Source organism: Neorhizobium sp. PAMB6630, assembly GCF_058242775.1.
This window is the reverse complement of sequence record NZ_JBZAYV010000002.1, coordinates 80,001-98,922: the sequence shown is the minus strand read 5'-3', so window position 1 is coordinate 98,922 and position 18,922 is coordinate 80,001. Positions and strand designations below refer to the sequence as shown.

Here is an 18,922-nt window from a genome sequence, read left to right as displayed (position 1 = left end):
ACTTGGTAACGTCAAAGGCATGGTCCGTTGCGATTCCTCAATGAATACGAAGAGCTCATCAGTTCTGGCGGATTTCTTCCCTGATGCCGTCGATCGCCGCACACAGGCTTCTGATCTGAGCTTCAGTGTGTGAAGCAGTCAGGCAAATCCTCAATCCTGCTTCTCCGCGAGCGACGGTAGGAAAGAAAATTGCCGATGTGTAGAACCCAAGTCTCAGGAGCTGCACTGCTGCCCCGACCGAGAGCAGTTCGTCACCCAGCCGGATCGTTCTAATGGGAAGTTCGCTGGTCGCGTCTTGTGAGGGAAGCAGTTCGTCCAGGAGCGCCAGGTTCCTTCGCAGTGCCTCCTGCCGACTGGCGAGTTCATTTGTACGATGAATTTGAGCTGACGCAGCTGCCGCGCCAATCGCAGCAGTGTTCAAAGATGCAGAGAATGCATGGGCGACGGCAAAACGCCTGAACAACAGTTCTTGCGCGGCCGTTCCAAGCATCAAGATGCCGCCGGATGCACCAAAGCCCTTGCCGAGCGATGCGGCGACAATCGTCCTTTCACCAAGCTCGTCGAAAACGGATCGCGCAAACCCTGCGCCATTTTCGCCCAGAATGGAGATCCCGTGCGCGTCGTCGATATAAAGGAAAAGGCCGTACTTCTCCTGTAGCGCACGAAGTTCCGCCAAGGGAGCGCTTCCTCCCATCGAATAGGCGCCATCGCAAACGTAAGCCACAGTTTTGTGGGTGCGACACAGAGCGTCGAGCGCCGCAAGGTCATTATGCTGGATGGTTTCCACACCAGTTTCCGCCGCGACGGAGGCCTTGTGATACGCGAGCGTCGCATGGGCAAGGCGGTCGAAAACGACGACAGGCTTTTGTCCGGCTGTCAGATGACCTGAGGCCAGCAAGGGCAGAGCGCTCATGTTGGCTGCAAGGACAGTTGTGAACGTCACTACCCGAGCGCGGAACAGATCGGAAAGATTATCCTCCAGTTCCCCAAGTATGCTGAAATTCAGGCGCGTACGGGCACAGGACCAATGCAGAGTGCCGGAATCACGGACCGCTTTCACCGCGCCAGCGACGATATCGGGATGGTTATCAAAACCCAGGTACGAGCATCGTACAAAGTCCACGACGTCCTGCCCATTATGGGGCAATTTTACGGTTCGGCCCTCAAGCGGCATCGCATAGATCGCCATAATGCCCTGATAGTGCGCGGCGTCGAAACTAGAGGTGGCCGCGTTGATCATCGCAGCAGTATTGCGAGACTGGCCTTGGACGCGCGAGCCTCTTGAGTATCCTGATGTGTTGTTCATGGTGCTCTCCTTCCTTCGCTACCTATGCGCGAAGAAGGTCACGGCTCCGATAGAATGACAACAAAGCTATTGTGAAAGAAAATTCAAGATTTGTAGAAGGTAGCAGTGGGCTATTGGTCGTCGTGGGTGATATCGGCGACATAACCGTTCGAACGGATCGTGCGAATGATCACCTGTTCAGTCGTCTCCTGGATCGCGCGACGAAGTTTTGCGATGTGAACATCCACGGTGCGCGCATTGACGTGATGGTTCACAGGCCAAGCAGTGGCTATCAGATCGTCACGCGAAAGCACGCGGCCAGGCGTTTCAAGAAGTCGCTTCAGCAATCGGAATTCGATCGGACTAAGCTGCACACTGCCAGTCTTGCATCTGACAAGACGCGCCTGCTCATCAACCTCGAGATCGCCAAAGCGAAACAGCGGCCGAGGTGAAGTCGAGGAACCCGCGCGGCCTGAGCTTGGTAGTGAAATTGAGCGCAGATAGGACAGAACTCGTTCGGGCGAAACCGGCCTTACGAATACGTCATCGATCCCGGTCTTTAAAAGATTAAGGTAACTTTGTTCGTGCCGGGCGCGAATGAGCGCTAGCAGTGGCAGATGCGAAGTCAAATCACTTGTCTTTAACGTCTTGCAGAACGCGGTGACCGCATCGATGTCGTCGGCGGTGTCCACAAGGACTGCAGCAATTGCGGCTATCTCGGCCCCCCGCAACACTTTCAAAATCCTCGGCAAGCGAAGCGCGAAATCCTGCTGTAGCCAGAATATGGCTCATCAGCATGTAAAAGTCTGGATCCCTGGAATGGATCATCACGAGATCGGTCATGGTACTGATCAAGCCCTCCGGAGTGTGGTTGTGGGAATGGCCGGCTCGGCCGGTGCCGATGGCTATCAAAGGGCCGGCCGGCGTCGCGTTTGCAATGGCGGGATCACCGCACCCAGTTGTTCCATCGCTGCAGCAGCATGGCAGCATTGGCATTGATCCAGGCCGCATCGGGAACGATGACGCTATCCTTGATCTCTGCCGTTGTCGGCATGGATTTGCGTGTCTCTTCCGACATCAAGGAGACCGCTGCAGTGCTCGGCGGCGTGCACGAGAGAACGTCGCAAGCCTTGGCCTGGACGCTGGGATTGTCGAGCCAAAACGCAATCAGCTTCAGCGCATTGTCCCGGTTGGGCGCGCCTTTGACCAATGCAATCCTGTCTCCGACCAGGAATGAGGCTTTGTACGACCAGCTGATCGGCAAGCCTTCGGTTTTCATGGCTTTCGCCCGCGTTAGCCAAATCTGGCCAAGGTCGTATTCACCGTTACGAAATCCCTGCACGCTCTGATCACCGGTCTTCCACCAAAGGGTCACTTCGTCCCGAATTTCATCAAGTTTGCGGAATGCACGGTCTAGATCCAGTGGAAACAGTTCGTCTTTCTTGACTCCGTCCGCCAAGAGGGCCGCAGCAAGGACGCGCCAAGGATCGTCAAAATTCGGAAATGCCCGGCCACCGGGAAATTTTTTCACGTCCCACATGTCTGCCCAGGTTTCGGGTGTCCCCGTGCGAACAGCGTCCTGCCGATATGCAAGTAACGTTGCAGTCGATTGTAGGAGTGCTCCGCCGACATCGCACGCGTTGATTGCAAGGTCCGCGTGCGCGGAGAAGCGTGCGCAGAAGGAGGTAAGGTCTTCGGTGACCCGGCGGTGTGCCTCCGACGCGGCTTGGATTTCTCCCTCGAGGTAGAGGTCCCAGCTGACATTGTTCGATTTGACCATCGCGGCGACCTTGGCGCGCATCTCGGCATTCGTCGCTGAAACGATAGTGACTGTTATGCCCGTTTCCTTGGTAAAGGGATCGAACCAGGCTTCCTTAAGGGCGCGGTCATAGGCGCCGCCGGTTGAAGCGATGATCACCTGGCCCTGGGCATTCGCCGGCTTGTCGGTGAAAAATGCTGCTCCGGCGACGATGAGGCAAGCCAGGCTGCATGCGTAGTTTCTCCGTATCGATATCATTGGTCTTCCACTCCTGTTGGGGTTTTAGGACTGCGAGGTTTCGAAAGAAGCTGGATGAAGCCGATCAGAAAAAGGGAGGCAACGACGATCACGGTGGATGCGGCTGCGATGACGGGCGTCAGGTTGAAGTCAATATCCTCGAACATCTTGCGCCCGATGGATTTGCCGCCGACGTCCGAGATAAAGAAGGCGACGGTTGCCTCGTCGAAGGAAGCAAGGAAGGAGAACACGGCTCCCGAAGCAACACCCGGAGCGATGTTTGGCAGGGTGATGTGGAAAAAGGCCTGCGTCCGGTTGGCTCCACAATTGAGTGCCGCGAGGTCCAGCGCGGGGTCCAGTCGCTGCAGCGCCGCCGTTACGGTGATCACCACGAAGGGCACTGCAAGCACCGTGTGGCCGATCAGAAAACCGATGAACGTTCCAGTCAGTTGCAGCGGCGAAAAAGTGAGGTAGAGGGCCACACCGAGGACTATGTGAGGAACGATCATCGGCCCCAGTGACAGCGCATGCAGGGTGCCCTTGAACGGCATGTCGCCGCGGATGATGGCCAATGCCGTCATCGTACCGACCACAGTTGCCGTCACTGACGTGGCAATGGCGATGCGCAGGCTGAACCAGGTTGCGGCCATCCAGTCGGGGTCGCGGAAATACGTGCTGTACCACTTTAAGGTGATACCTTGCGGTGGAAACTGAAGATGTGACGTCGCGCTGAGCGACATTGGGATGATGATCAATGTCGGCAGGACGAGGAAAAATAGGATGAGAGCGACGACGAGTCCGGCCAGCAAGGTTACTACCACCTGACCGATGGGGCGGTTTAGCGATCGATATGCGGCCAGGAGATAAGCGGCCGCTGACTGCGGAACTATATTGCGGTTAATGAGCACTGTGAAATCCTTTGCTGAGCGAAAGTGCCCTGCGGAACAGGAAGACGATGAAGAGTGTGATGGATAGGAGAATGGTTGATAGTGCCGCTGCGAAGGGCCAATCCAGAAGAACAGTCGTCTGCTGGCCGATGAGCGTGGCCATCAACATGGAGCCCGGACCACCGAGCAAGGCAGGGGTAATGTAGAAGCCGAGCGCGAGAACGAAGCATAGGATGCAGCCGGCAAAAACGCCTGGAAGGCTAAGCGGCAGCGTGATTAGCAAGAAAGTCTGTACCGGACTCGCACCCAGATTGGCTGCGGCACGCGCAAGATCCGGTGGCAGCGTCCTCAGCGTCGAGTGGATCGGCAGGATGGCGAATGGCAGAAGGATATGTGTCATTCCCAGAATGACGGCGCCCTGCGTGTAAAGAAGCTTCAGGGGTTGGTCCGACAGCCCCGCGTTTTGCAAGACTTCGTTGAAGACGCCGTTTCGCTGCAACAGGACGATCCAGGCATAGGATCTGATGAGGACTGAGGTCCAGAGGGGCACGAAAACGCAGATAGCCGTTATAAGTGCCGCTTTTCCGCTTAGCCGCGTCATGGCGAACGCGACCGGATACCCAAGCACCAGACAAAAGGCTGTGACGGCTGCTGCTGTGATCACGGTCGTTGTCAGGACGTTGAGGTATAGGGGTTCCTGCCCGAACCGAAGGTAGCTCTCTGCACCATTGGCAAAGCTGAGGGCGACGAGTTTGGACACCGGGTAAAGGAAGCCGACTGCGAACGTGGTGATGAGCGGCAGGATCAGCAACCACGAGGTGAAAGGCGCATAACGGCTGGCGTCGCGGGCTCGAAGCATGTTGGGGCGGATACGTGTGGGCTGCGTGGATGTCTGGATGTTCATCGCTCAGCTCCTTCTTCAGGACCAAAGACCCGAAGCGCGCCGGGAACAAAAGCCACTGTCACATCGGAACCTCGTTCGGGGGGAGACAGAAGGCTGGAAGGGACCTCGGTGCGAAGAACCAGGTTTGGAAGCGCGTGAAGGCGTACAAGTGCCGTTCTTGACGCGCCGGCAAACACCACTGCTTCGATCGTTCCGGACAAACTCCGGTCGTTGCGAATTTGGAATGGCGCGATTGATATGTGTTCAGGTCTTACGGCAAGTCTGACGGCGGATCCCTGAGCATGCTGAGAGGCCGACGGGTCGACCGGAGTGGGAACCTGGACGATCGCGCTGCCGACTTCAATGGCGATGCCTAAGTGATCCTTGCCACAGACGATACCCGGAATGAAATTGATCGATCCGACAAAGTCGGCGACGAAAGCGTTATCGGGGTTGGCGTAGAGGTCGCTTGGAGTTCCGATCTGTTCCAGTCGGCCCTTATGCATGACGGCTACGCGATCCGACATGGTCAGCGCCTCCTCCTGATCGTGCGTCACGTAAATGACGGTTGCTCCGATCCGCTCCTGGATACGCTTGATTTCGAACTGCATTGATTCCCGCAGCTTCTTGTCGAGCGCGCCGAGTGGTTCGTCCATAAGTATGACAGGAGGATCGAAGACCAGCGCGCGCGCGACGGCCACTCTTTGCTGCTGGCCCCCAGAAAGCTGGCTCGGATAGCGGTGCTGCAACCCCTCAAGCTGCACGAGATCCAGCATCGCATCGATGCGTTTGCTTATTTTGGAACCCTTTCCGAGGCGCCTCATTTTTAGGGGAAATTCAATGTTCTGGCGCACGGTCATATGCGGGAAGAGGGCATATTTCTGGAATACCATTCCTATGTTGCGCCGGTTCGGCGCAAGGACCGTTACTTCGCGGTCGCCGACCAATATGGAGCCCGCTGACGGCGTCTCAAACCCGGCGATCATGGTGAGAAGTGTGGTTTTGCCGGAGCCGGATGGGCCGACAATAGAAACAAACTCGCCGGCGCCGATATCGAGATCCGTCTTACGCACCGCCTCTACGGCGCCGTAGCTCTTTTCCAGTTGGCGAAGTGTCAGTCGCTGTCCGATCAAATGCTGTCCCCTTAATTATTTTGGAATTACGCAAGGTCTCGGCAGGCTCACCTTTTTCGGATCGGCGTAGCTTCTGCCCGTCCTGCTGATTAAGGCAGGCGTGACTTCAGCGACGAAAATCGCTAGAGTTTGATGCGCCAAAACTTTGCAATACCTTCACATTCATTTTTTTGTTGCATCAAAAAATCATCATGTCAACACAGTTAGGGTGAGAAATGGTCGATATGTTAGCCACTGACGGGAGGAGCCGTCAGGCTCCCAGCCTTGGAGACGCTGCCTACGGGGCGTTAAAAGAGCGATTGAGTAGGGGGGTGTATAGGCCTGGCGACAAGCTGACAGTTCGTTCGGTTGCCGAAGCCTTAGGTGTGAGTTCAACGCCGGCGCGCGATGCGATCAATCGCCTTGCCGCTGATAACGCGGTAATCTACGCAGGCCCAAAGACTGTGCTCGTTCCTGTTTTGAATGAGGCCGACCTACGGGAAATCACCCTCATTCGCATTGCTCTTGAGGGGTTGGCAGCTCAGCTCTCGATCGAGAGCTGCCGGACTGAAGATATTGATAAGCTCCGGAATATACAGGAAAATATCAATGCAGCGCTTGATCGCGGGCAATACGAGCAGGCCCTTTGGTTCAACAAGGAGTTCCATTTTCTTGTCTACCGGTTATCACGCTTGCCGCACATCTTATCCATGATCGAGGCCCAGTGGCTCAGAGTTGGCCCTTCCTTCTATGGCCTTTATCCGGAGTTTGCGGAGGCGAAGTATGGTGTGCGCAATCACGAAATGGCTATTGAAGCGCTCGTTGATCGCGATGGGGGTGGGCTGCGAGCTGCGTTCGAGAACGATATCCGCGATGGGTATCGCAGGTTACGTCACGCCCTTCGAGAGCGTGCGGCCGCGGGCTGAGCTTTTTTGGCATGCGGCCTTGACGTTTTGATTTTTTGTTGCAACAAAAGTGAAGCCTACATAAAGCTCGAGACTTCCCCCGGCACTAATTCAGCAACAAGAAGGTACGCAGATGTTCACAGGAATGGCAGCCGGCGCAGTCGGGCATGCTTGCCCGCGCTCCGCCGCTCTTTATCGTCGCGGTCGTAACGTCTTTCCGGGCGGAACAACCCGGTCCACAATCGACTGCGATCCGCATCCGATCTACATCTCAGGCGGAGAGGGCGCCTATGTCGTCGATATGGATGGCAACCGCCTCCTCGATCTCAACAATAACTTCACGACACTCTTGCACGGGCACGGCTTTGCGCCGGTGGTCGATGCCGTCACCGATCTCGTGCGGAGGGGAACGTGTTTCTCAAACCCGACGCATCACGAGATCGCTCTCGCAGAACTGCTGGTGTCTCGCATTCCGGCAATCGAGCAGGTCCGCTTCGTCAATTCGGGCACGGAAGCTGTGATGTTCGCGATCAAGGCGGCCCGCGCCTACACGGGCCGGCCGACCATTGCCCGTTTCGAAGGCGCCTATCACGGCGCTTACGACTGGGCTGAAACCGGACAGTCAAGGTCGAACGAAGAACCCGGGACAGGCCGTCGTATGGCTCGACCCGCTTACACGGGAGCGCCCAGAACGACGTCAGACAACGTCGTTGCGCTGGACTTCAACGACGTTGACGGGATGGAGGAACGCCTAGCGCCCCATGTCGAGAGCTTGGCGGCGATACTCATTGATCCCATGCCGAGCCGGGCGGGGTTGCTAAAGCCGCTGCCGCGATTCATTGAGCAACTGACACTTTTTGCACAAAGACATGGCATCCTGATCATCGCCGACGAGGTTTTGAATCTCCGGCAAGGATATAACGGCGCTTCATCACGATACGGGCTTTCACCCGACCTCGTGACCGCCGGAAAGATCATCGGTGGCGGCTTTCCGATTGGCGCAGTTGGTGGCCGCTCGGAAGTGATGTCGGTGTTCGGTTCGGACGGAAAGGTCCCTCTTGTTCCGCAAGGCGGAACATTTGCGGCTAATCCTGTCTCGATGGTTGCCGGGCGGGTGGCGATGGAAGCCATGACGTTGGATGCTTTTGACCGACTGGAGCGACTGGGCGACAGGCTTCGCAATCAGCTTTCGACCGCTGCGGCAAAGCACAGTGCCCCGTATTCAGTTGCAGGGGCGGCGTCGCTTTTCCGCATTCATCCCAAGCGCGTGCTCCCAGATACCTATGCTGACGCAATATTAGACGTGGAGGATGCTGCGCGCATGCGCAGTCTCAGCCGTTTTTTCCGCCAAAAGGGGATTCTTCTTCCGGGTGATGCGGCTGCCTGCCTTTCTACACCCATGACGGAAACAGAAATCGACAACATCTCGGACGTATTTGAGATGTTCTTGACAACCTACAGTGATCACAGCTGGGAGGCCAGGCCATGAATTCCATCTCCATAGAGGAAACTGTAGCAGATCGCGTGGCCAGTTCGCTGGTTCGCCACGAGGTCGAATTCATTTTTGCTCAGAGCCTGCCCTCTGCGGTTGTTCTTGCCGCGGAAGCCCGCGGCATCCGCCAGATTTCCTATCGGCAGGAAAATATGGGGGGAGCGATGGCCGATGGCTATGCCCGCATATCCGGAAAAGTCGGTATCGTTTGCGCTCAAAATGGACCGGCTGCCACCCTTCTGGTGCCACCGCTTGCTGAAGCTATGAAGGCAAGTATCCCAGTGGTGGCACTGGTGCAGGAAGTCGAACGCGACCAGACCGACAAAAATGCCTTCCAGGATTTCGATCACATCGCACTTTTCCAGTCCTGCACGAAGTGGGTCCGCCGTGTCCACATGGAGGACCGTATCGAGGACTATATCGACGCAGCCTTCACCGCGGCGACGTCCGGGCGTCCCGGTCCTGTGGCGCTTCTCCTGCCGGCAGATCTGCTTCGCGCCCGGTTCGAGGCTACTGGTGCCAAGCGCCTCGCCAATCTCGGACGCTACCCGCTTGACCGGCCTCGTCCAGCCGATGACGTGATCAAGCAGGCGGCCGTGTGGATCGCTGCTGCGGCCAAACCGGTCGTTCTCGCCGGCGGCGGCGTCCATGGTGCAAATGCCTCATCACAACTCGCGCATCTGCAGGAACTGGCGAGCTTGCCGGTTTGCACTACGAATATGGGCAAGGGTAGTGTCGATGAGCATCATCCACTTTCACTCGGCGTCCTTGGATCCCTGACCGGGCCCAGGTCTCTCGGAGTCTATACGCAGCAATTCCTGGAAGAGGCGGACCTCATCATCCTTGTCGGTACCCGTACCAACCAGAACGGGACCGACAACTGGCGTCAAATTCCAAAGACGGCGCGCGTAATCCATATCGATGTCGATCCGACAGAGATTGGGCGCAATTTCGAGGCGCTTCGCCTGGTCGGCGATGCGCGCGAATGCCTGAAAGCGCTGGCTACCGCCCTCGGAAACCAGGACCTCCGCTTACGGCAAGCCGCCCGCGAAGGGCTTGAGAGTCGGATCGGACGGTGCTGGTCGGATTTCGACGAGGCGCGTCGTCCGGTTGCACTATCGGACCAGTCGCCCATCCGGCCAGAAAGAATCATGCGCGAGTTGCAGCCATGGCTTGAGCGCGATCTGACTGTTGTCGCCGATGCGAGCTACTCCTCTATGTGGGTGACCGGACAATTGCGAGCAGCATCCGAGGGGACGCGATTTATCACCCCGCGCGGGCTTGCCGGACTGGGATGGGGACTGCCGCTGGCAATCGGCGCAAAGCTCGCCCAGCCGCATATTCCTGTTGTCGCTGTGGTCGGAGACGGCGGCTTTGCTCATAGCTGGGCAGAGCTGGAAACCGCGGTGCGCCTCAACATTCCCGTCACTACGATCGTGCTGAATAATGGCATCCTGGGCTTTCAGCGAGACGCCGAGACGGTCAAGTTCGGTCGCTACACCTCAGCCTGCTATTTCTCACCCGTCGATCACGCCCAGATTGCCGCTGCCTGTGGCTGCAGGTCTGCCCGTGTCGCCGATCCTGCTGATCTGGCCGACCTGATTCGAACGGGTATAGAGACGGACGGGCCGTTCCTGATCGAGGTGATGACGGATCCGGGGGCCCATCCACCACTGTCACTCTTTGCCGCCATGGACAAGGCGGCGTGATGATCGATCCGTCGCAACGCGTTGCGGTGGTCACAGGCGGCAGCTCCGGTATCGGGTTTGCCGCCGTAAACCATCTTCTGGACACCGGCTACAAGGTCGCCTTCTTCGGGCAGAGCGCCGCTCATGTGGAGGCGGCGGCAATCAAGCTCCGCCGCCAGTTCGATGACAGGCGCATTCTTGCGCGTTGCGTTGATCTGAGATCGCCGCAACAGGTTGCAGGCTTTTTTTCAGATGTCGAGGATAGGTGGCGTGTCCCCGACACGTTGATCTGTAACGCCGGCGTCTCGCCGAAAGGCGAGGACGGGGCGACACCCTTTGCGCATGTCAGTCTCGATGAGTGGAACGAAGTTCTTTCTGTCAACCTGACCGGTGCAATGCTTTGCTGCCAGGCGGTGGTTTCTGCGATGGCCCGGCAGCGTTTCGGCCGGATCATCTTTATCGGGTCGATCGCCGGGCGGGCTGTCCCGAAGGTAGCCGGAAGTGCGTATGTCGTTTCGAAGGCGGCACTTTCGGGTCTCTCCCGCTCCCTCATTGCGGCTTTTGCCGGAACGGGTGTTACCGTGAATATCGTGGCACCGGGACGTATCGTGACGGACATGGCGGGCGGCCGTGATAGTTCGGTTAACCGGGCAGCCCTGATGCGGATTCCGGTCGGGCGGCTCGGGGAGCCGGCGGACATAGCTAACACGATCGGGTTTCTTGCATCCTACGATGCTGGCTTCATCAACGGTGCAATCATCGATGTGAACGGTGGGGAGTTTGCTCCCCTGTAAAATGGAGCTGGGGAATGCCAAAGATCCTGGTCTGCGTTTCCGACACGCAGCTTTTCTTATTGCTTCGACATGTCCTAGCGCATCAGGGCTTCAGTGTTGTTCTGGTGACACAGCCTGACGAGGTGTTCCACCTTCGCGCGCAGGCGCCCATCGTCGCCGCCTTGATCGACTGGTCGCAAGCCACCACCGACAGTGTCCGCTTTCTGGCGGTCGTAAGGTCTGTTGTTCCCTCTTGTGCCGTGATCCTGATATCCAGAGGTACTAGGAAGCGGGATGTTGTTCTACCCGAATGTGATCTGCTTCTTGAGCGTCCATTCAATCCCGACATTCTGCTGCAGTTCCTGCGTCGGCTCCGAAACCTGCATCTTGCCGCCAATCGTAGTGGTCTGCCCGGACCGGTGCTTCGATTTGCCGACCTTGAAATGAACCTTGCGACGGTGACAGTGCATAGGGCCGGTAAACAAGTGGCATTGACTGCTCTGCAGTTTCGTCTCTTGCGTCGCCTTCTGCAGGCGCCCTCGGTCGTTTGCCAGCGCGACGATCTCATCGAAAGCTGCTGGCCCGCGCATGTGGAGGTGGAACCTCGAACTGTCGACATCCATATCGGGCATATCCGCCGCGCGCTTGAGGGCTTCGGCCCGGACATGATCCGTACGGTCCGGGGCCGCGGTTATGCTCTTCAAATGCCATCCAGCTTCAGGATACTGAAACCTTCTAATTCCTGAGCCGCCGAAATAGTCCGGCCAAGCGGCGGAATTGTTCCTCCTCACCCTCAAACCAAGCGTCCAGCCCACAGAACGCAACCGCGGTCGCCGCTTCACTGCCATAAAGCGCGTGCGCCTGCTCAATGATGGCGACATCGGCTGGATTGCCGTCATTCGCGGGCCGAGGGTTTTTTTGTTTCGGTCTCTTGGACCGGGATTGATTTCGCGACACAACAGTCTCCCCGCGTCCGGCGCAGGAAGTCATTTTGAATGATCGCCGGACGTTGTTGCACGCGTTCCGCATGGATAGGGTGCCGTCCCTGGCGAATGTGTCATGTCTGGTGTTAGACTATAGGCGTCTTGTTGTTCCGGCAAGCGCGCATATTCGTCACTACCACAGAAAGTGACCACACTGGAAAGCTCTGCCAAGCCGTCAGACTGAGAACATAGTTTGCTCGCTCTCTTTCGCCGGTACCCGTGGGATCGGCTACCAAGTTGGACAAGCTGTCATTCGGTCTTGTGTAAAGCTCGCATGTAAACCGCTTTGTAAACCCTTCGTTGAAACGCATGTGACTTTCCTGCAATGTCTGTTGTGCATACAGCTGTCACGATGGTCCGGATTTAAACCGCAGGGATTTTTATTGCTTATGAAGACGAGCCTTGATCATCTGCCGCCGGTCAAACAGCACGAGCTCGCCCGGGTGGTCCAGATTCTCCTTGAGGAGTTTGAGGACGCGCTAAAAGGTGCTTCGGCAGCGTTTAAGAAGCGTGGAAGGATCCTGAAGATCATTCTCTTTGGCTCCTACGCCCGTGGTACGTTCGTTGACGAGCCCCATACGAAGAAGGGCTACCGTTCCGATTTCGACATTCTTGTTGTCGTAAACAATCGCAAGCTCACCGACTTTTCGGCCTACTGGCACAATGCAGCCGAACGCTTGATGCGGAGCAACGATATAAGCACGCCGGTCAGCCTGATCGTGCATTCTCTCAGGGAGATGAACACGGAGCTTCGTCGTGGCCGGTACTTTTTTGTAGATATCCGCCGGGATGGCCTGGCGCTTTACGAGCTTAACGATGAACCGCTGGCTGTGCCGGGGCAGGTAACCGCCGAAGAGGCGTGGCAGATGGCCTCAGTGTATCTGAACGATAGGTTGCCGCATGCGCATAATTTTCTAAAGGGCGCTAGATTTTATCAGGCCGAAAATGATGGCAAAGAAGCGGCATTTCTGCTTCACCAGTCAATTGAGCAAGCTTACGCTACTCTTCTTTTGGTTTTGACCAACTACAGTCCTTCCTCGCACAGTTTGCGATTTCTTCGCGGACTTGCCGAACAGCAGGCCGGAGAACTCGTGGAAATTTGGCCAGAAAGCCAGCAACGGCATACATCTTGGTTCAACATTCTCAACGAAGCCTACGTCAAGGCCCGGTACTCACCGTATTTTGAGATTTCGGGAGAGGCGCTTCAATGGCTAAGCGAGCGAACAGAGGCGCTAATTACAGCCGTAGAGAAAATTTGTCGCGATCATCTTGAACGGATTCGCCCTGCTCAGCCGGCTGTTGAAGAAGTGTCTCGTCGGCCCTGAGAGTGGCTTCGTCAATTTCGTCAAACCCGGCTCACGTGAAGCGGACGGAGTTTTGGCTATAGGCGAAATGAGCCCAGCCTTGCAGCGTGCCGACAGCAATTTCCCCATGCTTCTCGGCTCAGATCTTGATCGTGGCCGGCTCGTGCCCATGATCGCCACCCGGCGACATCGTCATATGGCGGGGCTTGTCGCGCCTCACCAATAGCACAGGATCGGCTCGAGCATCGGCGCCGAACTTTTGCGTGCGTAATTGAAAGTTATCGCGGATGTGTACGCTGGATCAGCCCGACGAGGTGCTGCATTAACCGGATGCAACATCGTCATTTCGCATTCGCTGCACTGCGAAAGCCGAGCATCCGGCTGCGGGAATCAGGTCGCGAAAACGATCAAGGCATGCTGGCGCAGACATACATGCAGGTCATCGGAAGATTAATGCCTGGGCTATTGACGCCTAAATAATAGGCGAAACAAAATTCTGTCTCTTAGGCGCCCAAAAATGACAAGAAATCGTGCGGCCAGAGACAACCGGATCTGGCCTTAAACTTCCTAAGCTCCGTTGCGTCGGGTGCGGCTACTGCATCGACCAACCAACGGAGCGGGAAATGAAAAAGCTGAATATCGGGGGCAGCCGCGCGTTGCTCAGATCCTGGATGGGCCTCTGCATGATGGCGCAGGCGGTTGCGGCCACCGTGACCGGGGCGATGCTACTCTCGGCCGAGCCCGCTGCTGCGGCCGCGCCTGCGGCCTGCGCCGGCCTGCAGACGAAATATCCGGCCCTCAAGGGCAAGACGCTGGTCAACGCCATCAACCCGCATACGCCGGGCTACGAGGCGCTCGATCCCAAGGATCCCAGTAAATATATCGGTTTCGATATTGATCTGGGCGAAGCGATCGGCGACTGCCTCGGGTTCAAGCTCACCTATAAATCCGTGACCTTTGCTGCGCTTCTCACCACGCTTCAGGCCGGTCAGGCCGATATCGTGATTTCCGATATCTACGCCACCAAGGACCGCGCCAAGGCCGCCGACTTCATCACCTATCTCAAGGTGTTCGACGGGGTTCTTGTCGCCAAGGGCAATCCGAAGAAGATCACCGGCATCGATACCTCGCTCTGCGGTGCCGTGGCTGCGGAAAACACCGGTTATGTCGAAGTGCCGCTGATCCAGGAGCTGGAAGCCGAGTGCAAGGCGGCCGGCAAGCCGGCGCCGGAGATCCAGCTCTACGACAACAACGCCAATTGCATCCAGGCCATCCTGTCCGGTCGCGCCGACACCTACATCAACGACGTCAATACCGTCGATGGCGCGGTCAAGGCCTATCCCGACAAGCTCGCCAAGGCCACAGCAGTCATGCTGCCCTATTCGGTCGGCATCGCCGTTCCGCGCGGCAAGGTGGAGTTCCGCGATGCCGTGATGGCCGCATTGACCGAAATCCAGAAATCCGGCTTGCAGGGCGAACTCATGAAGAAGTGGAACCTGCCCGACAACCAGATTGAAGAGCCTTCGCTCGTGCTGGCGGACTGACCGTGTCTAAGGCCGGATTTCAGAAGCGTCTGATCTCCGGCCGAATTTTCCTCGAGAGGAATATACGCCACGATGGATCTTTTTCTCCAGTATCTTAGCCAGCCGTATCTCGTGACGGGCATCGTCTATACGCTTCTGATCACGGTGCTCGGTCTTGGCGGCGGTCTCGTCATGGGGGTTGTCCTCGCCGGCATGCAGCTCAGCAGGTTTGGCGCTCTGGCGTTTCTCTCGCGAACCTATGCCATCATCTTCCGGGGCACGCCGCTCATCCTGCAGATGATCTTCTGTTACAACGCGCTGCCGCTGATCGGCATCAAGCTTTCGGCCATCGAAGCGGCCAGCCTGGCGCTTGCGCTAAACGAGGCGCCGTTTATCGCCGAAATCATCCGCGCCAATGTGATCGGCGTCGATCGCGGGCAGGTGAGTGCGGCGCAGGCGCTGGGCATGACGCCGAACGTCATCATGGGACGTGTCGTGGCGCCGCAAGCCATCCGCTCCATGGTGCCGGCGCTGGGCAATGAAGCGGTGAGTGCGCTGAAGAACTCCTCGCTCGCATCGGTCGTGTCCGTCCAGGAACTGACCTTGCGCAGCACGCAACTTGCCTCGGCCACCTTTGACTTTTTCTCCATCTTTTTTGCCTCGGGCCTGATGTACCTTCTGTTGACCAGCGTCGTGGCGTTGATCCAGATCGTCGTCGAGATGCTGCTCGATCTCGACCGCCCGAAGCCTGCAGAACAGATCGCGCGGTTTTTTCGCGCGCTCTCACCTTTCCGCACGCGCAGCGTGGCGGCGCTTGCGGCGCCAACCCCAACGCCGGACGATCTAGCGACCGGACGCGATCCCCTGCCGCCAGCCTCGCCCAAGGTGACGATGGCGGACGCCGGTGTCGATCGTGCCGCGCGCGCCAGCCGGCTGTCTGGCAATACGGATGCGGTCGAGGTCCGCGGCCTTCACAAGGCCTATGGTCCGAATGTCGTCCTCTACGGCATAGACCTGACGATCAAGGCTGGCGAGGTCGTCGTCCTGCTCGGCCCAAGCGGCTCTGGCAAGAGCACCTTGCTGCGCTGCATCAACCGGCTGGAAGGCTGGGAGGAGGGCAGCATCCGGGTCGGTGGACGCTCCCTTGGTGTCAACGAAGAGGGAAAGCCCCTGTCACCGCGCGCAATCGCGCAGATGCGGGCAAGCGTCGGCGTCGGCATGGTGTTTCAGCAGTTCAACCTTTTCGGTCACCTGACGGCGCGCGAAAACGTCGCCGATCCCCTGCGCTGGGTGCAGGGTCTCTCCCGCTTCGATGCGGATCGGCGGGCCGATGCCCTGCTGGAGAGCGTCGGTCTGGCCCACCGGGCAAACGCCCTGCCGCGCCATCTCTCCGGCGGCCAGCAGCAGCGTGTCGCCATTGCCCGCGCCGTGGCACAGAACCCCAGCGTTCTGCTGCTCGACGAGCCCACTTCGGCGCTCGACCCGGAATTGGTGAACGAAGTGCTCGAGGTCATTCGTCGGCTCGCCGTCGAAGACGGTCTGGCGATGATCATCTCCACCCACCAGCTGCGGTTTGCCGCAGACGTCGCAGATCGGATCATCTTTCTCTCGGGCGGATCGATTGTCGAGGAAGGACCGGCAGACGAGATCCTGAACCGGCCCCGCCATCCGCTGACCGCCCGGTTTCTCAGCAAGATGGAAGGCGAGTGACCTCGCCTGCCTCCCGCATCCCCCAAATTCTTCATCCGTGAGGTTTTCCATGACAAGACATCATCTGCCAGCCACGCCCTCGACCGTGCACTGGGGTTATTTCAGCAAGACGCTGGCACCCGTTCTGACCGTCGCCTCGCAGGATCGCGTCGTGATCGAGACGATTACCCACCATGCCAACGACGATGCCGAGCGAATGATCACGGGCGATCCGGCAGCCGAGGAGATTTTTCGCTGGACGCCAGAGGAAAAGACCATGCGGCGGCGGGGGGCCGGTGCTGACGAAGGCCCGTTCACGCGCGGTTCCGGCGAAGGCGTCGGCGTCCATCTGCTCACGGGTCCGATTGCGATCGAAGGTGCGGAACCGGGCGACGTGATCGAGGTGCGCATTGTCGATGCGCATCCACGACCCAGCGCAAATCCGGCCTATGCTGGACGCTTCTTTGGCTCCAACCCCTCCGCCAACTGGGGTTTTCAGTACAATGATCTCATCGAGGAGCCCAAGCGCCGCGAGGTGGTGACGATCTACGAACTGGACATGACGGAACCGGCGACGGTCTCTGCGCTCTATTCCTATCTGTGGACGCCGCAAACGGATCCGGACGGGATCGTCCATCCGACGATCGATTATCCCGGCGTGCCGGTCGACCATACAACCGTGACCAGGAAGGAGGGCATTCTCTCCGGCATCAAGGTTCCGGCGCGCCTGCACTTCGGCACGATGGGTCTGGCGCCGGCGGAAGCGGATTTTGTCAGCACCATTCCGCCGAACTATACCGGGGGCAACATGGACGATTGGCGCATCACCAAGGGCGCCCGTATGTATTACCCGGTGGCCGTTGCGGGCGGGCTTTTTTCGGTCGGCGACGCCCATGCGTCGCAAGGCGATAGCGAACTGAGCGGCACGGCGGTCGAAATCTCGCTGACGGGCGAATTCGAGTTCATCCTGCACAAAAAAGCCGATCTGCCCGGAACAGCGCTGGAAGGTCTCAACCACCCACTGCTTGAAAACAATGAGGTCTGGTCGGTCTATGGTTTCAGCTATGCCAATTACCTGTCCGAACTCGGTCCCGACCATCAGAACGAAATCCTGAAGCGCTCCAGCCTCGACCTTGCCATGCGCGATGCGTTCCGCAAGCTGCGGCGCTTTCTGATGACCGTTCATGCGCTCTCGGAGGACGAGGCGATCTCGCTGATGTCGGTGGCCGCTGATTTCTCGATCACCCAGGTTGTCGATGCCAACTGGGGCGTCACCGGCTCGATCCGAAAATGCGTGTTTGATCGATGACGACAGACAGGCTGGCATTCTCTTCTTCGCAAGTGCAATATGATCTCGAAGGGGATCGGACCACGGCGGTTGAACGCCTGTCCGGCACAGCGGATGAAGGGATGCAGATCAGGCAGTTCGTCAGCGAAGCGCATTCCAGGGGCACGCGGGGGCAGGCATGGCAAGATAGCCTTGCCAGCATCGGTATTCGCTCCGATGTGCATCCCGCGGGCCTCCAGAACTTTGCCGCAGCGTCCATGCGCGGCGAGGCAGACGGACTGGTGCTGGCGCGCCTGACGGTCGGCGCGCAGACGCTGTCTCCTCTTGCTGGCCGACCCCGGCTGCCCATCGTGCTCCTTTCGCTCGATGAGGCGATCAACGTCACGCTGCCCTTAGATGTCCTGACTGTCGAGCCGGGCAGCCTGGTGATCCTGCCGGTGGCCAGCCAGTGGCAGATCGCCCTCCAGAAAAACGTGCGGCTCATCGCGCTGTCGGTTGCCGATACGCTGTTTCATGGTCCAAAGACCGGGCTGCAGGCACTGACCATGCCGCAGCATCATCCGCCCGAAGGATTTGCCGGCATCTTCATCAAAGCCGTCGAGGCAGCCGCCCTTGAAATGGAGAGCCTGTCGGCTGTCGAATGGAGTTGCTTGGAAGACGCCGTGGCCGATTTGTTTTTTGCCCTTCTTCTGCAGGGGGAGAGAAACGAGGTTTTGGCACGGCCGAGCCTTGCGGCCCTGTTTCATCGGGTAACGCTTCGCCTTGAGCGGCATCTGCACGAAACGGAGCTGACCGCCGGCCGCATCGCCCGGATGGAAGGGATTTCCGAACGTTATCTTCAGAAGCTGTTCGAACAGAATGGCGAGAGTTTTAGCCATTATGTCCGCGAGCGCCGTTTGCAGCGGGCGCGGGCCGCTCTTGTGGCGCCGGGAGACATTCGCCTTCCCGTGGCGGATGTTGCGTTTACCTGCGGTTTTGGCGATGCGGCCAATTTCAGCCGCCTCTTCAAGGAACGGTTCGGCATGCCGCCCGGTGCCTTCCGCACCCATTACACGGAAAAGGCAAGCGGCGGTGCCGCAAGCACCGACCAGCGCGGCTGGCCGGTGAAGGCGCT

The 18,922-nt window shown here is 58.3% G+C and carries 17 protein-coding genes (1 of these 17 running past the window's edge); 10 read left to right on the top strand and 7 right to left on the bottom strand.

Annotated features, from left to right (window positions below):
- Positions 1 to 58: 58 nt before the first annotated feature.
- The 6 genes from AC4CWF_RS19140 to AC4CWF_RS19115 all read right to left on the bottom strand — a co-directional run bounded on the left by AC4CWF_RS19140 (position 59) and on the right by AC4CWF_RS19115 (position 6,184).
- Positions 59 to 1,306, bottom strand: coding sequence for an aminotransferase class I/II-fold pyridoxal phosphate-dependent enzyme (locus AC4CWF_RS19140; RefSeq protein WP_491286782.1), 1,248 nt, complete (start codon positions 1,304 to 1,306; stop codon positions 59 to 61).
- A 110-nt stretch (positions 1,307 to 1,416) separates the two neighbouring features.
- A complete protein-coding gene (locus AC4CWF_RS19135) occupies positions 1,417 to 2,037 on the bottom strand; it encodes a response regulator transcription factor (protein ID WP_491286780.1) in 621 nt (206 codons plus the stop codon).
- A 194-nt stretch (positions 2,038 to 2,231) separates the two neighbouring features.
- Entirely contained in the window at positions 2,232 to 3,302 is a 1,071-nt protein-coding gene (locus AC4CWF_RS19130; RefSeq protein WP_491286778.1) for an ABC transporter substrate-binding protein, read from the bottom strand.
- Complete coding sequence (locus tag AC4CWF_RS19125; RefSeq protein ID WP_491287693.1) at positions 3,299 to 4,021, bottom strand: ABC transporter permease; 723 nt, start codon at positions 4,019 to 4,021, stop codon at positions 3,299 to 3,301. The genes AC4CWF_RS19130 and AC4CWF_RS19125 overlap by 4 nt, the downstream gene beginning before the upstream one ends.
- A gap of 157 nt (positions 4,022 to 4,178) precedes the next feature.
- A complete protein-coding gene (locus tag AC4CWF_RS19120) occupies positions 4,179 to 5,072 on the bottom strand; it encodes an ABC transporter permease (protein ID WP_491286776.1) in 894 nt (297 codons plus the stop codon).
- Positions 5,069 to 6,184 carry an ABC transporter ATP-binding protein gene (locus tag AC4CWF_RS19115; protein ID WP_491286774.1) on the bottom strand — a complete coding sequence of 372 codons (1,116 nt, stop codon included), beginning with the start codon at positions 6,182 to 6,184 and terminating at the stop codon, positions 5,069 to 5,071. Before AC4CWF_RS19115 ends, AC4CWF_RS19120 begins: the two co-directional genes overlap by 4 nt.
- A 215-nt stretch (positions 6,185 to 6,399) precedes the next feature.
- Between AC4CWF_RS19115 and AC4CWF_RS19110 the strand changes: the two genes are divergently transcribed.
- From AC4CWF_RS19110 to AC4CWF_RS19090, 5 genes are all read left to right on the top strand, one after another.
- Entirely contained in the window at positions 6,400 to 7,089 is a 690-nt protein-coding gene (locus AC4CWF_RS19110) for a GntR family transcriptional regulator (protein ID WP_491286772.1), read from the top strand.
- Positions 7,090 to 7,201: 112 nt separating this feature from the next.
- Entirely contained in the window at positions 7,202 to 8,557 is a 1,356-nt protein-coding gene (locus AC4CWF_RS19105) for an aspartate aminotransferase family protein (RefSeq protein WP_491286770.1), read from the top strand.
- The gene (locus AC4CWF_RS19100; RefSeq protein WP_491286768.1) at positions 8,554 to 10,269 is read left to right on the top strand and encodes an acetolactate synthase catalytic subunit; all 1,716 of its coding nucleotides are present in this window, start codon (positions 8,554 to 8,556) and stop codon (positions 10,267 to 10,269) included. The genes AC4CWF_RS19105 and AC4CWF_RS19100 overlap by 4 nt, the downstream gene beginning before the upstream one ends.
- Positions 10,269 to 11,042, top strand: a complete 774-nt coding sequence (fabG, locus tag AC4CWF_RS19095; RefSeq protein WP_491287691.1) for a 3-oxoacyl-ACP reductase FabG — start codon at positions 10,269 to 10,271, stop codon at positions 11,040 to 11,042. The genes AC4CWF_RS19100 and fabG overlap by 1 nt, the downstream gene beginning before the upstream one ends.
- 14 nt (positions 11,043 to 11,056) lie before the next feature.
- The gene (locus AC4CWF_RS19090) at positions 11,057 to 11,767 is read left to right on the top strand and encodes a winged helix-turn-helix transcriptional regulator (RefSeq protein ID WP_491286766.1); all 711 of its coding nucleotides are present in this window, start codon (positions 11,057 to 11,059) and stop codon (positions 11,765 to 11,767) included.
- On the opposite strand, the gene AC4CWF_RS19085 is transcribed toward AC4CWF_RS19090, so the two are convergent.
- Positions 11,757 to 12,011, bottom strand: coding sequence for a Y4oE-related protein (locus AC4CWF_RS19085; RefSeq protein ID WP_491286764.1), 255 nt, complete (start codon positions 12,009 to 12,011; stop codon positions 11,757 to 11,759). The two genes, AC4CWF_RS19090 and AC4CWF_RS19085, sit on opposite strands and share 11 nt — an antisense overlap.
- A 382-nt stretch (positions 12,012 to 12,393) precedes the next feature.
- On the opposite strand from AC4CWF_RS19085, the gene AC4CWF_RS19080 reads away from it, so the two are divergent.
- The 5 genes from AC4CWF_RS19080 to AC4CWF_RS19060 all read left to right on the top strand — a co-directional run.
- Entirely contained in the window at positions 12,394 to 13,329 is a 936-nt protein-coding gene (locus AC4CWF_RS19080) for a nucleotidyltransferase and HEPN domain-containing protein (protein WP_491286762.1), read from the top strand.
- Positions 13,330 to 13,991: 662 nt separating this feature from the next.
- Positions 13,992 to 14,852: an ABC transporter substrate-binding protein gene (locus AC4CWF_RS19075; RefSeq protein ID WP_491287689.1), complete on the top strand. Its 861-nt coding sequence runs from the start codon at positions 13,992 to 13,994 to the stop codon at positions 14,850 to 14,852.
- Between the two features lie 72 nt (positions 14,853 to 14,924).
- Positions 14,925 to 16,541, top strand: a complete 1,617-nt coding sequence (locus tag AC4CWF_RS19070) for an amino acid ABC transporter permease/ATP-binding protein (protein WP_491286759.1) — start codon at positions 14,925 to 14,927, stop codon at positions 16,539 to 16,541.
- A gap of 49 nt (positions 16,542 to 16,590) precedes the next feature.
- Positions 16,591 to 17,829 carry an acetamidase/formamidase family protein gene (locus AC4CWF_RS19065; RefSeq protein WP_491286757.1) on the top strand — a complete coding sequence of 413 codons (1,239 nt, stop codon included), beginning with the start codon at positions 16,591 to 16,593 and terminating at the stop codon, positions 17,827 to 17,829.
- A 101-nt stretch (positions 17,830 to 17,930) separates the two neighbouring features.
- Positions 17,931 to 18,922: the beginning of an acetamidase/formamidase family protein gene (locus AC4CWF_RS19060; protein ID WP_491286755.1), read on the top strand. It continues 1,315 nt past the right edge of the window; only the first 992 of its 2,307 coding nucleotides appear in the window; its start codon is at positions 17,931 to 17,933; its stop codon lies off the right edge, out of view.

Excerpts from the sequence above, each read along its gene's own strand:
- AC4CWF_RS19065 (WP_491286757.1), top strand. The coding sequence starts at position 16,591 with ATGACAAGACATCATCTGCCAGCCACGCCCTCGACCGTGCACTGGGGT.
- AC4CWF_RS19105 (WP_491286770.1), top strand. The coding sequence starts at position 7,202 with ATGTTCACAGGAATGGCAGCCGGCGCAGTCGGGCATGCTTGCCCGCGC.
- AC4CWF_RS19140 (WP_491286782.1), bottom strand. The coding sequence starts at position 1,306 with ATGAACAACACATCAGGATACTCAAGAGGCTCGCGCGTCCAAGGCCAG.
- AC4CWF_RS19085 (WP_491286764.1), bottom strand. The coding sequence starts at position 12,011 with ATGACTTCCTGCGCCGGACGCGGGGAGACTGTTGTGTCGCGAAATCAA.
- AC4CWF_RS19110 (WP_491286772.1), top strand. The coding sequence starts at position 6,400 with ATGGTCGATATGTTAGCCACTGACGGGAGGAGCCGTCAGGCTCCCAGC.
- AC4CWF_RS19090 (WP_491286766.1), top strand. The coding sequence starts at position 11,057 with ATGCCAAAGATCCTGGTCTGCGTTTCCGACACGCAGCTTTTCTTATTG.
- AC4CWF_RS19125 (WP_491287693.1), bottom strand. The coding sequence starts at position 4,021 with ATGTCGCTCAGCGCGACGTCACATCTTCAGTTTCCACCGCAAGGTATC.
- AC4CWF_RS19075 (WP_491287689.1), top strand. The coding sequence starts at position 13,992 with ATGATGGCGCAGGCGGTTGCGGCCACCGTGACCGGGGCGATGCTACTC.
- AC4CWF_RS19120 (WP_491286776.1), bottom strand. The coding sequence starts at position 5,072 with ATGAACATCCAGACATCCACGCAGCCCACACGTATCCGCCCCAACATG.
- AC4CWF_RS19130 (WP_491286778.1), bottom strand. The coding sequence starts at position 3,302 with ATGATATCGATACGGAGAAACTACGCATGCAGCCTGGCTTGCCTCATC.
- AC4CWF_RS19070 (WP_491286759.1), top strand. The coding sequence starts at position 14,925 with ATGGATCTTTTTCTCCAGTATCTTAGCCAGCCGTATCTCGTGACGGGC.
- AC4CWF_RS19100 (WP_491286768.1), top strand. The coding sequence starts at position 8,554 with ATGAATTCCATCTCCATAGAGGAAACTGTAGCAGATCGCGTGGCCAGT.
- fabG (WP_491287691.1), top strand. The coding sequence starts at position 10,269 with ATGATCGATCCGTCGCAACGCGTTGCGGTGGTCACAGGCGGCAGCTCC.
- AC4CWF_RS19080 (WP_491286762.1), top strand. The coding sequence starts at position 12,394 with ATGAAGACGAGCCTTGATCATCTGCCGCCGGTCAAACAGCACGAGCTC.